This is a genomic window from Streptomyces sp. NRRL B-1140, from assembly GCF_001280065.1.
Classification (GTDB): domain Bacteria; phylum Actinomycetota; class Actinomycetes; order Streptomycetales; family Streptomycetaceae; genus Streptomyces.
In genome coordinates this window covers 143,787-157,588 of sequence record NZ_LGEA01000125.1, presented here as the reverse complement: position 1 = coordinate 157,588, position 13,802 = coordinate 143,787, and the positions used below count along the sequence as shown (strand labels likewise).

Below are 13,802 nucleotides of genomic sequence, written 5' to 3'. Positions count from 1 at the left end.
GCGAAACTGGTGTGACCCCCGGCAGCGGTGAGGCGGCGGCCATGGCGGAGACGGCGATCGACTACGGCGCGGTGTTCAAGGCTCTGCCCGGCATGGTGGCCCTCCTGACACCGGAGCTCGTGTACGCGGACGTCAACGACGAGTTCGTCCGCGTCTCCGGTCGCTCGCGTGAGCAGCTGATCGGCAAGTACCTGTTCGACGTCTTCCCGGACAACCCGAACGACCCGGCCGCGACGGGCATGCGCAATCTGGCGGCCTCGCTGTACCGCGTCCTGGCCACCGGGGAGCGCGACGCCATGGCCCTGCAGCGCTACGACGTCGAGGACCCGGAGCGGCCCGGCGAGTGGTCGAAGCGCTACTGGAGCCCCGTGAACGCACCGCTGCTCGGCGCGGACGGCAAAGTCGTGCTGATCCTGCACCGCGTGGAGGAGGTCACGGAGCTGATCCGGGCCCGGGGCGGCTCTGCGGGGAGCCGGGGCAGCCGGTCGCGGGTGCTGGAGGCCGAGCTGTACACCCGGGCCCGCGAACTGCAGGAGCTCAATGAGCGGCTGCGCCAGGCGCACTCCCGGGAGCGGGAGGTGGCACTGGCGCTGCAGGAGGCGATGCTGCCCGCCCCCCGGCAGGTCCGCAATCACCCGGCCGCCGTCCGGTACCGCCCCGCGGTGGGCGCGCTCAACGTGTGCGGGGACTGGTACGACCTGGTCGACCTGGTGGGCGGTGACCGGATCGGTGTGGCCGTGGGCGACGTGGTCGGGCACGGCCTGGAGGCGGCCGGTGTCATGGGCCAGCTGCGCAGCGCGCTCACCGCGGCCTCCCGGGTCGCCGACGGGCCGGCTCAGGCCCTGGACGTACTGGGGCGCTACGCGCACGTCATCGACGGGGCCGAGTCGGCGACCGCCGCCACGACGTTCATCGACTGCGACCGGCACATCATCACGTACAGCAGTGCCGGGCATCCGCCGCCCGTGCTCGTCCACGCCGACGGGTGCACGGAGTTTCTCGACCGGGCCACGGACACGCCGCTCGACGCCCGCCCGGACCCGATCCCGAGGCCCCAGGCGGAGACCACGTTCGCACCGGGCGCCACGCTCGTGCTCTACACCGACGGCCTGATCGAACGGCGTCACGAGGACATCGACAAGGGCCTGGAACGGCTCGCCGACGCCCTGCGGGACCACCGCGACCAGGACCCCGAGACGCTGGCCGACACCGTTCTGCTGGAGTTGCTGCCGCCCGGCGGCGCCACCGACGACACCGCGCTGATCATCGTGAGCCTGTGAGCTACAACCTGGTCCTGCCGTGGTCGAGCAGCCGGACGCGGTCGACGTTCTGCCGGTCCTCGGCGTCCGCACTGGGCTCACCGGCGAACCAGGCGTCCAGGATCTCCGTCAGCAGCGGCTGCGACGTCAGCCGCAGGCTGAGTGCGAGCACGTTGGCGTCGTTCCAGCGGCGCGCCCCGTCGGCCGTGTAGGCGTCCGTGCACAGGGCCGCCCGTACACCGGGCACCTTGTTCGCGGCGATGGAGGCGCCCGTGCCGGTCCAGCAGCACACCACCGCCTGGTCGGCCGTCCCCCCGGCGACCTCGCGGGCCGCCGCCTCGGAGCACACCGCCCACTGCGGGTCGTCCCCCGGGCGCAGCGCGCCGTGCACGCGCACCTCATGACCTCGCTCGCGCAGGGCGGCCACGAGGGAGCGGGCGACGGGTTCGTCCATGTCCGAGGAAACAGCGATCCGCATGCCTGGCAGGTTACTCTCCGGGGCTGCCGAGTCCGTCGGCCCACGGCGGCCGTCGCGCCCGCAAGAGCCACCCGCAGGTCAGGCACCCCCGCTATCACGCCAGGCCGCCCGCTCGGCTTGCCCGTCACCCGGGTGGCGCAGCACGCTGGTCCCGCGACCCTCCCCAGCCGCAGGAGGACCACCGGACTCCCCCGCCTGACTGACCATCAGTCAATTGGCGAAGGATATGTGTCCTCCGCCCGCACGAGGTGCCCGGCGCCCACGCCTGCACCTACACTGGCACCCCACGACATGCCGGTTGACCTGCTGGAACGCTGCGGTTGAGGCCGCCGCGAGAGTCGAGGAGCGCCCGCTTTGTTCTACTACCTGCTGAAATACGTACTCCTGGGCCCGCTGCTGCGACTGGTCTTCCGGCCTCGAATAGAGGGCCTGGAGCACGTCCCCGCGGAGGGCGCCGCGATCATCGCCGGCAACCACCTGTCGTTCTCGGACCACTTCCTGATGCCCGCCATCCTCAAACGGCGCATCACCTTCCTGGCGAAGGCCGAGTACTTCACGGGCCCGGGCCTCAAGGGCAGGCTGACGGCGTTCTTCTTCCGCAGCGCGGGGCAGATCCCGGTCGACCGCTCCGGCAAGGACGCGGGCCAGGCCGCGATCCGCGAGGGCCTCGGCGTACTGGGGAAGGAGGAGCTGCTCGGCATCTACCCGGAGGGGACCCGCTCGCACGACGGCCGGCTCTACAAGGGCAAGGTCGGGGTGGCGGTGATGGCCCTCAAGGCCGGCGTCCCGGTGATCCCCTGCGCGATGATCGGCACCTTCGAGGCACAGCCGCCCGGCAAGGTCATCCCCAACATCCACCCCGTGGTGATCCGCTTCGGCGAGCCCCTCGACTTCTCCCGCTACGAGGGCATGGAGAACGAGAAGGCCGTGCTGCGCGCCATCACCGACGAGATCATGTACGCGATCCTCTCGCTGTCCGAGCAGGAGTACGTGGACCGGTACGCGGCCGTGGTGAAGGCCGAGGAGGCAGCCGCCACGAAGGAGCGGAAGTTCCGGCGCATGCCCCTCAGTTGAGCTCTGCTCTCGGCAGAGGACCGTTCCAGGCCGAGGTTCGGCGATCTACGGTCGCGGCATGAGACGTGCTGTGGTGATCGGGGCGGGCGGGCAGATCGGCAGGCCGGTGGTGGCGGCGCTGGCGCGGGACGGCTGGGAGGTGACGGCCGCGTCGCGCGGCGGCCTCCGGGACGAGAACTGGCCCGCCGGGGTGCAGACGCCGCGCCTGGACCGCGAGGACGACGCGGCGCTCGGCGCGCTGATCGGCGACGGCTGCGACCTGGTGGTCGACCTGGTCGCCTACGGGGTCCGGCACGCACGGCAGCTCACGGGCCTGGCCGGCCGGATCGGTTCGGCCGTGGTGGTGTCGTCCGTGTCGGTGTACGAGGACGGCAAGGGCAGGGGCTTCGACACCATGGGAGAGCCGGACGGGCTCCCGCGGTACCCCGTGCCGATCACGGAGGACCAGGTCACGGTCCCGCCGGGGGACGCCACGTACAGCACCCGCAAGGTGGCCCTGGAGCGTGAACTCCTCGCGGCGGCGGACCGGTTGCCCACGACCGTGCTGCGCCCGGGCGCGGTCCACGGGCCGCACAGCCCGCTCCCCCGCGAGTTGTACTTCGTCAAACGGAACCTCGACGGCCGGCGCAGGCGTGTGCTCGCCTTCCGGGGTGAGAGCGTCTTCCACACGTCGGCGGCGCGCAACATCGCCGAACTGGTCCGGCTGGCAGCGGGACGGCCGGGCTCGCGGGTACTCAACGCCTGCGATCCGCGGCCGCCGGCCGTAGCGGAGATCGGGGCAGCGGTGGACGCGGTCATGGGGGTGGAGACGGAGACCGTTCTGCTGGACGGGCCCGCGCAGACGTCCGTGGGCCGTACGCCCTGGTCGGCGGAGCTGCCCGTGCTGTGCGACATGTCCGCCGCGGAACGGGAGCTGGGCCACCGGCCGGTCGTGTCCTACCCGGACAGCCTGCCCGAGACGGTCGAATGGCTCACCCGCCGGCTGTCCGGGCAGGACTGGCGGGCGGCGTTCCCCACCCTCGCCCGCGCCTACCCGGACCTCTTCGACTACGCGGCGGAGGACTCCTGGTTCGCGGCCCGGCGGACATGAGGAAGGGGCGGCCGGTGTCCCGGCCGCCCCTCACCACCGTCGGACGACGGCTACGGCTTCGGCGTGGCGTGCGGGGCGCAGGTCACGTCGGCGCCGTCCAGCTTGCCGGTGAGCAGGTAGCTGTCCACGCGGGGGTTGATGCAGGGGTTCACCAGGCCGGTGACGCCATGGGAGCCCGCGTCCTTCTCCGTGATCAGACGGGAGCCCTTGAACCGCTTGTGCAGCTCCACGGCGCCCTCGTACGGAGTGGCCGCGTCGCGCTCGGACTGGACGATGAGCACGCCGGGCAGACCCTTGCCGGACTTGACGTTCAGCGGCGTCTGCTGCTTGGCCGGCCAGGTGGCGCACGGCAGGTTCATCCAGGCGTTGGCCCAGGTCATGAAGGGGTGGTCCTTGTGGAGCCGCGTGTTGTCGCGGTCCCACGTGCGCCAGTCGGTGGGCCACTTGGCGTCGGCGCACTCCACGGCGGTGTAGACGGCGTTGCCGTTCTCCGAGGACGCGTTGCCGGCCGTGTCGGACAGGTCCGGGGCGGCGGCGTCGACGAGCGCCTGGGTGTCGCCGGCGACGTACTTGCCGAAGACCGAGGCGGTCGGCGCCCAGGCGGAATCGTAGTACGGGGCGCTCTGGAAGAAGGAGATGAGCTCGGCCGGGCCGACGACCCCGCCGATGGGGTTCTTCTTCGCGGTGGCGCGCAGCTGAAGCCACTTCGCCTGGACGGCGGCGCGGGTGGTGCCGAGGTGGTAGGTCGCGTCGTTCGCGGCGACCCAGTCCTGCCAGTCCTTCCAGCGGCCCTCGAACGCGACGTCCTGGTCCAGGTTGGCCTGGTACCAGATCTTGTCCCGCGAGGGGTTGACCACGCTGTCGACGACCATGCGGCGCACGTGGCCCGGGAAGAGGGTGCCGTACACGGCGCCCAGGTAGGTGCCGTAGGAGACGCCGAGGAAGTTGAGCTTCTTCTCGCCGAGGGCGGCGCGGATGACATCGAGGTCGCGCGCGGTGTTCGGCGTGGTCATGTGCGGCAGCATCGCGCCGCTGCGCTCCTGGCAGCCCTCGGCGTACTCGCGGGCCAGCTTGCGCTGGGCGAGCTTGTCGGCCTCGGAGTCGGGCACCGGGTCGGCCTTGGGGGCCTTGACGAACTCCTGGGGATCGACACAGGAGATGGGCGCGGACCTGCCGACGCCGCGCGGGTCGAAGCCCACGAAGTCGTAGGCCTTGGCCGCGTTGGCCCAGACGGCGTTCTTGTTGGTGACCCGGGTCGGGAAGCGCAGCCCGGAGCCGCCGGGCCCGCCGGGGTTGTAGATGAGCGCCCCCTGCCGCTCGGCCTTGGTGCCGGTGTTGCCGATGCGGTCGACGGCGAGCTTGACCTGCTTGCCGTAGGGCTTGGCGTAGTCGAGCGGCACGCTGACGTACCCGCACTGGATCGGCTTGGCCAGGTTCCAGTCGGCGGGGCAGTCCTGCCAGTCGATGCCGGCCTTCGCGGCCCGGGCGGCGGCGATCGCGGTGCCCTTGGCCTCTCGGTCCCGGCCGTGGCCGCTGCCCGCGCTCGCGTTCGCGGTGGGCGCCGCGACGGCGCCGGCTATCAGCGTGGCCGTGACGAGCGCGCCGGCCGAACCCAGCGCCGCCACCCGCCTCTTCGGTCTCGAACCCCTCAAGGGGGACCTCCCCGTACCTCGTTGAGATCAGTACGGGGATCCTCCCGGTTGTGGGGTCCCTGACAACAGAGTCGCGCGCTCTTCTTTGCCAATCCGATAAACGGAGAAGGTGTACTTCTCTACGGACACGGGCCTGCGAGGCCCGGTCGCCCCCGGCCCGCGGGGCGGACGCCCAGGTCTACCGCAGCGAGGCGAGGGCCTCGTCGAGCAGCCGCCTGAGCCGGAGGGCGTCCGGCGCCACCGCCGTCACCAGCGCGGCGGGCCCGGCGAGCGGCACCAGCGAGGCCCCCTCCCCCAGCACCCGGGCCGTCACCGGCTCGGCGGCGAACTCCGGTCGCACCACGACCAGTTGCCCGACGGCACGGTGCCCCGCCAGTACGGCGGGACCGTCCCAGCCGCCCGGCGCACCGGGCCCGCAGGACAGTTCCTGGTCGAGCACGGCCTGGCCGTCGACCCGCACCGTCAGACGGCTCGTGAGCCGCCCCGGTTCCTCACCTACGCGTCCGAGCACCTGTTCCTCGCGCAGCACGAGCCGGGCGGTCGCGGCGAGTTCGACGCGGGTGGTGACATGGAGGTCACTGCCCTGGGCCGAGATCAACTGCTCGGGAAGCCAGTGCAGTTCGCCGTGGTCGGCGACGGCGAGCCGGACGTCGTAACGGGCTTCGCCCTTGGCCTGTCCGGGCAGGGCGATGGTGGCGGCGGCCGACCCGACGGACAGCCGCGCGCCCTCTTCCACCCGGCCCCGAACGGTGAAGTGGTCACCACCGAGCGGCCCGCTCATCGCGCCGACCAGCATGACCCGCGCCCCGGTCTCCGTGGCCCGGGTGCGCCGCAGCGCCAGGGGCCCGTCGCTCTCCAGCACGGGCAGCGAGGTCCCGCCGCGCCCGTCGTCCCGGGCGACGATCCGCGCGACGGACCGCACCCCGGCACCGGCACGCACGCTCACGCCCTCCACGCGGCGAGCTGCGCGCGCACCCACGCCGCGACGTCCGTGACCCCGGCCTCGCTGCGCAACGACTGGAAGATCACGGGAAGTTCGGCGCGTTGCGCCTTGGCGTCGGCGGCCATGCGGGCGAGGTCGGAGCCGACGTAGGGGGCGAGGTCGGTCTTGTTGACGACGAGGAGGTCGGCGGTGGTCACGCCCGGGCCGCCCTTGCGCGGGATGTCGTCGCCCCCGGCCACGTCGATCACGAAGATCTGTGCGTCGACGAGCCCCTTGGAGAAGGTCGCGGTGAGGTTGTCCCCGCCGGACTCCACGAGCACGAGATCCAGCGGCCCGACCGCGTCCTCCAGATCCTCCACCGCCTCCAGGTTCGCGGAGATGTCGTCCCGGATCGCGGTGTGCGGACAGGCGCCCGTCTCCACGGCGGTGATCCGCTCGGGCGGCAGCACGGCCTCGCGGAGCAGGAACTCGGCGTCCTCCCGCGTGTAGATGTCGTTGGTGACGACGGCGAGTGACAGCTCCTCCCTGAGCGCCCGGCAGAGCGCGGCGACGGTGGCGGTCTTCCCGGACCCCACGGGGCCGCCGAGCCCGATACGGAGCGCTCTGCGGGTGCCGTCGGGGCGGTGGGCGTCGGCGCCGACGGCCGGTGGGACGTCGTGGTGGTGGTCGAGGTGCATGTGCGGCTCCTGGTGGTGGGCGAGCGAGGGGCCCGGGGTGGCGGGCGGTGGTGCCGGGGTGGGGTGCGTGGGGGGCCGGTCGCGCAGTTCCCCGCGCCCCTGAGGGGGATGGTCTGCGCGGCGTTCAAGGGGCGGCTACGAGGCGAACAGGCGCACCGGCCACGCCGCATGCACCTCCGCCCCGATCTCCAGCAGCGGCGCCGACACCGCGGGCAGCGCGTCGGCCCCCTCGCCGACCGCCTTCCGGGCCGCCTCCACCGCCCGGTCCGCGACCCGGTCCACCTCCGGCGCCAGCCGGGCCAGCACCCGCGTCGCGTCGAACGGATCCAGACTCAGCAACCGCACCGTCGCCGAGGTGGGCCCGCTCACACTCTCGTACGCCGCGCAGTACGCCGCGTCCACCGGACCCAGCCCCGCGGCCCGGGCGGCCAGCCCGAGCACCACCGGCTGGTGCGCTCCCTTGGGGAACTCCCTGCCGAGTCGGTCCAGTTCGGCGGACGGCCAGGTCGCCCGGGCGGCCCGCAGCAGCTGCCGGCCCAGTTTCCGGGCGGCGGTCCTCAGTGCGGGCGACGGCGTGCGCGCGTCGGCGGCACGGTCCAGCGCGACGGGGTCGATCCCCAGCGCCGCGGCCGCCGACAGCCCCGCCGCCGTCAGCCCAGCCGTGTGCAACCGCCCACGGCAGAACTCCCCCAGACTCGCCGCCCCGCTGATCCGGCCGGCCTTGACCGCCGCCTCGGCGCCGCCGGAGTGCGCATGCCCCCCGGCGGGAAATCGCCCGTCGGCCAGGACGAGAAGCGCCGCACGTGACATCAGACCACCCTCAGAACAGGAAGTACCTTTGTGCCATGGGAAGTTCGGCAGCGGGCGCCGCCTCGACCAGTTCCCCGTCGATGTACACGGCGAAGCTGTCGGGGTCGACGCGCACCTCGGGCCGCGCGTCGTTCTCGCGCATGTCGGCCTTGGTGATCCCGCGTGTCGACTCGATCGCCGCGAACCGCTTCCCGAGCCCCAGCCGCTCCGGCAGTCCGGCCTCGACGGCCAGGGGCGCGACGAAGTTGAGGGAGTTGGAGGCGGGAGCCCGCCCGATCGCCCCGTACATCGGCCGCGGCAGGATCGGCTGCGGAGTGGGGATCGAGGCGTTCGCGTCGCCCATCTGCGCATACGCGATCTGCCCGCCCTTGATGACGAGTTGCGGCTTGACGCCGAAGAACGCCGGCTCCCACAGCACCAGGTCGGCCAGCTTGCCGCTCTCCACCGACCCGACCTCCCGGGCCAGCCCCTGTGCGAGCGCGGGGTTGATCGTGTACTTGGCCACGTAGCGACGGACACGGCGGTTGTCGGCCCGTCCGTCCCCGGGCAGCGCGCCCCGCCTCCGCTTCATCACGTGCGCGGTCTGCCAGGTCCGCATGACGACCTCGCCGACGCGCCCCATGGCCTGGGAGTCCGAGGAGATGATCGAGATCGCGCCCAGGTCGTGCAGCACGTCCTCCGCCCCGATCGTGGACGGCCGGATCCGGGATTCGGCGAAGGCCAGGTCCTCCGGCACCGCGGGGTTGAGGTGGTGGCACACCATCAGCATGTCGAGGTGTTCCTCGGCGGTGTTGACGGTGAACGGCCGGGTCGGGTTGGTGGAGCTGGGCAGCACGTACGACTCGGAGACCACGGTCATGATGTCCGGTGCGTGCCCACCGCCCGCGCCTTCGGTGTGGTAGGCGTGGATGCCCCGCCCGGCGATCGCGGCCAGGGTGTCGCCCACGAAACCGGCCTCGTTGAGCGTGTCGGTGTGGATGGCGACCTGGATGCCCGTGCGCTCGGCGACGGTCAGCGAGGCGTCGATGACCGCCGGGGTGGAGCCCCAGTCCTCGTGCAGCTTCAGGCCGAGCGCGCCGCCGCGGATCTGCGACAGCATCGCCTCGTGGGAGACGGTGTTGCCCTTGCCGAGCAGGCCGATGTTGAGCGGGTGGGCCTCCATCGCCTCCAGCATCCGGGCGAGATGCCAGGGGCCGGGGGTCACGGTGGTGGCTTTGGACCCCTCGGCCGGGCCGGTGCCGCCGCCGACGAGGGTCGTGATGCCCGAGGAGAGCGCCTCGTCGGCGATCTGCGGGCAGATGAAGTGGACGTGCGCGTCGATGGCACCGGCCGTGAGGATCCGCCCGTTGCCCGCGATGATCTCGGTCTCCGGGCCGATGACCAGCTCCGGGTGGACGCCGTCCATGGTGTCGGGGTTGCCGGCCTTGCCGATGCCCGTGATCCGGCCGTCGCGGATGCCGACGTCAGCCTTGACGATCCCCCAGTGGTCGATGATCACCGCGCCGGTGATCACCGTGTCCGGGGTGCCCTCCGCGCGGGTGACCCACGCCTGGCCCATGGACTCGCGGATGACCTTGCCGCCGCCGAACACGGCCTCGTCACCGGCGAGTCCGGGGCCGCCGGAACGGTCCTCCTCGATCTCGACCAGCAGGTCGGTGTCGGCGAGGCGGATCCGGTCGCCGGTGGTCGGGCCGAACAGGTCGGCGTACGCGGCACGCGAGATCTCAGGCATCGAGGGCACCTCCGGTCTCCCCGCGCAGACCGGGCACCACGCGGGCCCCGGCCAGCGGAACGAGTTCGACGTCGACGGGGATCCCGGGCTCGAAGCGCACGGCCGTGCCGGCGGCGACGTTCAGCCGCTTGCCGCGCGCGGCGGCACGGTCGAACTCCAGGCCGGGATTGGCCTCGGCGAAGTGGTAGTGGGAGCCGACCTGCACGGGCCGGTCGGCGGCGTTGAGGACGGTGAGCCGGGTGACCTCGCGCCCCTCGTTGTAGGCAATCGGGTCCTCGGCGAAGAGGATCTCTCCGGGAATCACGGCGCTCTCCCCGTCAGACGATCGGCTCATGGACGGTGACGAGCTTGGTGCCGTCCGGGAAGGTGGCCTCGACCTGGACGTCGTGGATCATCTCCGGGATGCCCTCCATGACGTCGTCCCTGGTCAGGATTTTGCGCCCGGAGGACATGAGCTCCGCGACGGTCCGGCCGTCCCGCGCGCCTTCGAGGATGTGCGAGGTGATGAGAGCGACCGCCTCGGGGTGGTTGAGCTTCAGCCCGCGGGCCCGGCGCTTCTCGGCGACGTCCGCCGCCACGTGGATCAGCAGTCGTTCTTGCTCGTGCGGGGTCAGCTGCACGTCCCACCTCACAGTCGTCGCTCCGGGCCGTGCGGGGCCCGGTTGCCGCGGCCACGGGGCAAAGTGCCAGGTGGCGTGGAGCGGCAGGCTAGTGGGAGCGCGTTTCGGGCACGTTAACCGAGCTGTGATCAACCGGTCGGCGTGTCCCCGCCCCGCATGCCGGTCAGGGCACGCAGACCGTCCCGGAGGACCTCCACCGGTGCCGGTCCGAAGAGGGACTGCTGGGTGATGAACCCGAGCACGGCGGCGATCATCGTGCGGGCCACATGGTCCGGCTCCACGTCCGTCCTCATCATCCCGGCCTCCTGGTAGCGCTCGACGATCCTCCCCCAGGCCGCGCGGACCGAGCCGTAGCCCTCTTCGAGCAGCAGCGCCAGCTCCTCGTTGCGCAGGGTCTCCGTCCACACCTGGACGACGAGCCGGGGGAAGGCGGGCCGGCCGTCGACGACGAGGGACTCACGGGCGGCGAGCGTCCCGCCGAGGACGGAGGCGACGAGTTCGTCGGGCGGCGGGGGCGGACTCTGGCGCGCCGCCTCCTCAAAGGCTTCGCGGACCGAGCCGAGCACCTCGGCGACGATGGCGCCGATCAGCTCCTCCTTGCCGCTGAAGTAGCGGTAGACCGCACCGGCCGAGAGGTCGACCTCCTTCAGCACGTCCTGCATGGACGTGGCGTGGAAGCCGTTGCGGGCGAAGCAGAGCGCGGCGCCGTCGAGGATCTGGCGGCGGCGGGCGTCGAGGTGTTCCTGGGACACGCGGGCCATGATCCCCAAAGTAAAACGAATATTCATTCTTGACAAGACGCCGCGACCCGAGCACGGTGAAGGCGGAGCAAAACGAACGATCCTTCTTTTTAGCGTTCCCGGTTTCGTCCCGGTTCCGTTCCCGGTTCCGCTCGCCCCAGGAGACCCTCATGCCTTCCCGCAACCGCCAAGTGATCGCGGCCGTCGTCCTCGTGCCCGTCCTGGCCGCCCTCGCCCTGTGGGCCTTCGCCTGGCCGGCCTCCCGCATCGCACCCCGTGACCTGCCGCTGGGCGTGGCCGGACCAGCCACGGCGGTGACCCAGGTCGCGCGGCAGCTGGAGCGGCACGAGGGCGCCTTCGAGATCCATCGCTACGCCGACGAGGCCGCCGCCCGGGACGCCATCGGAGACCGGAGCGTCTACGGCGCGCTCGTGGTCACCCCACAGGGGCCGGAACTGCTCACCGCGTCGGCGGCCGGGCCGGCTGTCGCGCAGTTCCTCCAGCAGGCCGTGGCCCAGCGGGCAGCCGGTGAGGGCGCTCGGGTCCGGACGGTCGACGTCGTGCCCACCCCGTCCGGCGATCCGCGCGGCGTGGTGCTGAACGCCGCCATCCTGCCCCTCGCCCTGGCCGGCATCGCGGCCGGCGCGGCGGTCACTCTGCTGGGGCTGCGCGGACGCCGGGCCGTGCTCGCGCTGCTCGGCGCGTCCGCCGTGGTGGGCGTCGTCGCGGCGGGGATCGCGCACAGCTGGCTCGGGGCGCTCGGCGGAGCCTGGTGGGCGGAAGCCGGAGTGCTCGCCCTGTCCACGCTGGCCGTCGGCGGCGCCGTCGCCGGACTCGCCGCCCTCGCCGGCCCCGCCGGTACGGGCATCGGGGCCGCCCTGGTGATGCTGATCGGCAACCCCTTCTCCGGCGCCACGTCGGCCCCGCAGATGCTGCCGGAGCCGGCCGGCGCGATCGGGCAGTGGCTGCCGCCCGGCGCGGGCACGTCGCTGCTGCGCTCGGTGGCGTACTTCGACGGCGCGGCGGCGACCGGGCCTGCCCTGACGCTGACCTGGTGGGCGGTGCTGGGCCTGGGCGCCGTGCTGCTCGGCGGCGCGCTCAGGGCACGGAGGGTGGGCGCCGGGCCCGCGGCCGACCGCCGGGAGCTCTCGGCCGTCGCCTGACCGGCACCCGCATGAGGCGACCGTGCGTCCCCGCCGTAGCGGACGGGGGCGCGCGGTCTTCACGCCTGGCCGGGCTTCACGCATGCCCGGGCTGTACACCTGGCCGGGCTTCACACATGCCCGGACTCCGGTCTTCCCGAGGTGTTCGGCTGCCCGGGCCTCTTGTACGCCCGGGGCGGCCGGGCCGCGGGCAAGCGATTCGCGCTGCCCGACGCGCGCCTGGTGATCCGTCAGCCGGCGCTGCCCGGGCCGGTCCGGGGCCAGGCGAGCGATCCGGCCGTTCAGGCGTGCGAGTTGCCGCGCGTCCGAAGCCGGATGGAGGAGATCTTCGCGCGGCATTCGGGCCGCACCCGAGCGGACAAGGTCCTCAACGCACAGGAGGCGGTGGCCTTGATGCGCCAGCGAGGCGAGACGGAACAGTACGCCGCCACCCTGGCCCGGGCGCTCGGGTGCCGGACGGCGAGCGGCGCACCGCGCGACTCACCCTCCCCCCGGAATCCGTCAGTTGACGCGAAGCCGTCGTTCCGGAGGCACGCCGCGACGGCGGAGCATCCGGAGCTGAGTTGAAACGGACCAAAAGACGTACCCCTGTTCGGAGTAGGCGGGAGACCGATTTCGGGATGCTTCCGGTTGCGCAACGCGCGTAGTCCGAGGGCGTAATGGGGCATTACGCCGCTGGTCCGACGGTCCGCGAACCCGTGGACCGTGGCGCGAACGCACACGTGTCCACCCGAACGGGTGAGTGGTGAGTAACAACACAAATCCCCGGTTCCGTTGGGAAATCCGGACAGGCATGCGCCAAGATCCCTGTCTGACGACAAGCCCCCGCCGCTGTGGCGGGGCGATCCGGGCGGACGCCGAGTCCTGCCGCCGCCCGGATGACCGGTCGACAGGAGTGGATCGGCAGGAGTGGAGGACCCAAGCACGACGGGTCGCCGGGACGGTCACGCCATGACCGGACCCGAGCAGCCCTTGGGGTGAAGCCGCGTCAGCGGCCGGGCAACTTTGTCAGCCCGAATCCGACAGGTCATCCTTCACAGGCGGCTGACGAAGGGTTGCGCATGACTGCGCTCAATCGTGTCCCGTCGCTCATGGCCCGGGCCGGCACGGCCTCGGCGCTCACCATCGCCGCGGTGGGCGGCTCGATCGTGGCTCCCGGCTTCGCCTCCGAGGCCGCGGCAGCCACACCGGCGACCAAGGCACTCCAGATCGCGGCCTCCAAGAAGGGTTCGCCCTACAAGTACGGAGCGATAGGGCCGCACCGGTTCGACTGCTCGGGGCTCACGCTCTACTCGTTCAAGAAGGCCGGCAAGAAGCTCCCCCGCACGGCTGCCCAGCAGTACAACAAGACGCGCCACATCTCCGCCAAGAACCGCAAGGCGGGAGACCTGGTGTTCTTCCACTCGGGCAGCAACGTGTACCACGTCGGCATCTACGCGGGTAAGAACAAGCTCTGGCACTCCCCGAAGAGCGGGGACGTGGTCCGACTGCAGAAGATCTGGACCAAGAGCGTCTGGTACGGGCGCGTGAGGTGATCCGCCCGGCGTGCGGCGGCGTCCCTGAG

General features: G+C 72.3%; 14 protein-coding genes, 1 pseudogene and 1 riboswitch. Of the genes and pseudogenes, 6 read left to right on the top strand and 9 right to left on the bottom strand.

From position 1 onward, the window contains the following. The first annotated feature begins 41 nt into the window (after window positions 1-41). Window positions 42-1,280: a PP2C family protein-serine/threonine phosphatase gene (locus ADK65_RS30725; RefSeq protein ID WP_053674357.1), complete on the top strand. Its 1,239-nt coding sequence runs from the start codon at window positions 42-44 to the stop codon at window positions 1,278-1,280. A 1-nt stretch (window position 1,281) separates the two neighbouring features. Here the strand turns inward: ADK65_RS30725 and ADK65_RS30720 are convergent, their stop codons facing one another. Beyond that, window positions 1,282-1,737: an RpiB/LacA/LacB family sugar-phosphate isomerase gene (locus ADK65_RS30720; protein ID WP_053674257.1), complete on the bottom strand. Its 456-nt coding sequence runs from the start codon at window positions 1,735-1,737 to the stop codon at window positions 1,282-1,284. Window positions 1,738-2,091: 354 nt separating this feature from the next. On the opposite strand from ADK65_RS30720, the gene ADK65_RS30715 reads away from it, so the two are divergent. Then, window positions 2,092-2,811, top strand: a complete 720-nt coding sequence (locus ADK65_RS30715; RefSeq protein ID WP_053674256.1) for a lysophospholipid acyltransferase family protein — start codon at window positions 2,092-2,094, stop codon at window positions 2,809-2,811. 58 nt (window positions 2,812-2,869) lie between these two features. Continuing rightward, the gene (locus tag ADK65_RS30710; protein ID WP_199825733.1) at window positions 2,870-3,901 is read left to right on the top strand and encodes an NAD-dependent epimerase/dehydratase family protein; all 1,032 of its coding nucleotides are present in this window, start codon (window positions 2,870-2,872) and stop codon (window positions 3,899-3,901) included. Between the two features lie 50 nt (window positions 3,902-3,951). Here ADK65_RS30710 and ADK65_RS30705 read toward each other — a convergent pair whose 3' ends face one another. The 8 genes from ADK65_RS30705 to ADK65_RS30670 all read right to left on the bottom strand — a co-directional run bounded on the left by ADK65_RS30705 (window position 3,952) and on the right by ADK65_RS30670 (window position 11,096). Further along, window positions 3,952-5,553: an alpha/beta hydrolase gene (locus ADK65_RS30705; protein ID WP_053674254.1), complete on the bottom strand. Its 1,602-nt coding sequence runs from the start codon at window positions 5,551-5,553 to the stop codon at window positions 3,952-3,954. A gap of 178 nt (window positions 5,554-5,731) precedes the next feature. Further along, window positions 5,732-6,499 (bottom strand): urease accessory protein UreD, encoded by a 768-nt coding sequence (locus ADK65_RS30700; RefSeq protein ID WP_420709111.1) that lies wholly within the window; start codon window positions 6,497-6,499, stop codon window positions 5,732-5,734. Then, window positions 6,496-7,173, bottom strand: coding sequence for an urease accessory protein UreG (gene ureG / locus ADK65_RS30695; RefSeq protein WP_053674252.1), 678 nt, complete (start codon window positions 7,171-7,173; stop codon window positions 6,496-6,498). The genes ADK65_RS30700 and ureG overlap by 4 nt, the downstream gene beginning before the upstream one ends. Before the next feature lie 135 nt (window positions 7,174-7,308). Next, a complete protein-coding gene (locus ADK65_RS30690; RefSeq protein WP_053674251.1) occupies window positions 7,309-7,983 on the bottom strand; it encodes an urease accessory protein UreF in 675 nt (224 codons plus the stop codon). A 10-nt stretch (window positions 7,984-7,993) separates the two neighbouring features. Further along, window positions 7,994-9,715 carry an urease subunit alpha gene (locus tag ADK65_RS30685; RefSeq protein WP_053674250.1) on the bottom strand — a complete coding sequence of 574 codons (1,722 nt, stop codon included), beginning with the start codon at window positions 9,713-9,715 and terminating at the stop codon, window positions 7,994-7,996. Further along, on the bottom strand, window positions 9,708-10,019 hold the full coding sequence (locus ADK65_RS30680) for an urease subunit beta (protein WP_053674249.1): 312 nt from the start codon (window positions 10,017-10,019) through the stop codon (window positions 9,708-9,710). The genes ADK65_RS30685 and ADK65_RS30680 overlap by 8 nt, the downstream gene beginning before the upstream one ends. Before the next feature lie 13 nt (window positions 10,020-10,032). After that, on the bottom strand, window positions 10,033-10,335 hold the full coding sequence (locus tag ADK65_RS30675) for an urease subunit gamma (protein ID WP_053674248.1): 303 nt from the start codon (window positions 10,333-10,335) through the stop codon (window positions 10,033-10,035). A gap of 128 nt (window positions 10,336-10,463) precedes the next feature. Further along, window positions 10,464-11,096 (bottom strand): TetR/AcrR family transcriptional regulator, encoded by a 633-nt coding sequence (locus ADK65_RS30670; protein ID WP_053674247.1) that lies wholly within the window; start codon window positions 11,094-11,096, stop codon window positions 10,464-10,466. A 149-nt stretch (window positions 11,097-11,245) separates the two neighbouring features. On the opposite strand from ADK65_RS30670, the gene ADK65_RS30665 reads away from it, so the two are divergent. The 3 genes and pseudogenes from ADK65_RS30665 to ADK65_RS30655 all read left to right on the top strand — a co-directional run bounded on the left by ADK65_RS30665 (window position 11,246) and on the right by ADK65_RS30655 (window position 13,773). Further along, a complete protein-coding gene (locus ADK65_RS30665) occupies window positions 11,246-12,238 on the top strand; it encodes a hypothetical protein (protein WP_053674246.1) in 993 nt (330 codons plus the stop codon). 189 nt (window positions 12,239-12,427) lie between these two features. Further along, a pseudogene (locus tag ADK65_RS39495) lies at window positions 12,428-12,622 on the top strand (ATP-dependent Clp protease proteolytic subunit); the annotation flags it as partial. Window positions 12,623-13,083: 461 nt separating this feature from the next. Next, window positions 13,084-13,296: riboswitch (cyclic di-AMP (ydaO/yuaA leader) on the top strand. Window positions 13,297-13,299: 3 nt separating this feature from the next. Further along, window positions 13,300-13,773 carry a C40 family peptidase gene (locus ADK65_RS30655; RefSeq protein ID WP_053674244.1) on the top strand — a complete coding sequence of 158 codons (474 nt, stop codon included), beginning with the start codon at window positions 13,300-13,302 and terminating at the stop codon, window positions 13,771-13,773. The last annotated feature ends 29 nt before the right edge of the window (window positions 13,774-13,802 follow it).

Bases quoted from the DNA above. Each gene is read 5' to 3' on its own strand.
- ADK65_RS30725 (WP_053674357.1), top strand. From the start codon at position 42: ATGGCGGAGACGGCGATCGACTACGGCGCGGTGTTCAAGGCTCTGCCC.
- ADK65_RS30720 (WP_053674257.1), bottom strand. From the start codon at position 1,737: ATGCGGATCGCTGTTTCCTCGGACATGGACGAACCCGTCGCCCGCTCC.
- ADK65_RS30710 (WP_199825733.1), top strand. From the start codon at position 2,870: ATGAGACGTGCTGTGGTGATCGGGGCGGGCGGGCAGATCGGCAGGCCG.
- ureG (WP_053674252.1), bottom strand. From the start codon at position 7,173: ATGCACCTCGACCACCACCACGACGTCCCACCGGCCGTCGGCGCCGAC.
- ADK65_RS30690 (WP_053674251.1), bottom strand. From the start codon at position 7,983: ATGTCACGTGCGGCGCTTCTCGTCCTGGCCGACGGGCGATTTCCCGCC.
- ADK65_RS30685 (WP_053674250.1), bottom strand. From the start codon at position 9,715: ATGCCTGAGATCTCGCGTGCCGCGTACGCCGACCTGTTCGGCCCGACC.
- ADK65_RS30670 (WP_053674247.1), bottom strand. From the start codon at position 11,096: ATGGCCCGCGTGTCCCAGGAACACCTCGACGCCCGCCGCCGCCAGATC.
- ADK65_RS30665 (WP_053674246.1), top strand. From the start codon at position 11,246: ATGCCTTCCCGCAACCGCCAAGTGATCGCGGCCGTCGTCCTCGTGCCC.
- ADK65_RS30655 (WP_053674244.1), top strand. From the start codon at position 13,300: ATGACTGCGCTCAATCGTGTCCCGTCGCTCATGGCCCGGGCCGGCACG.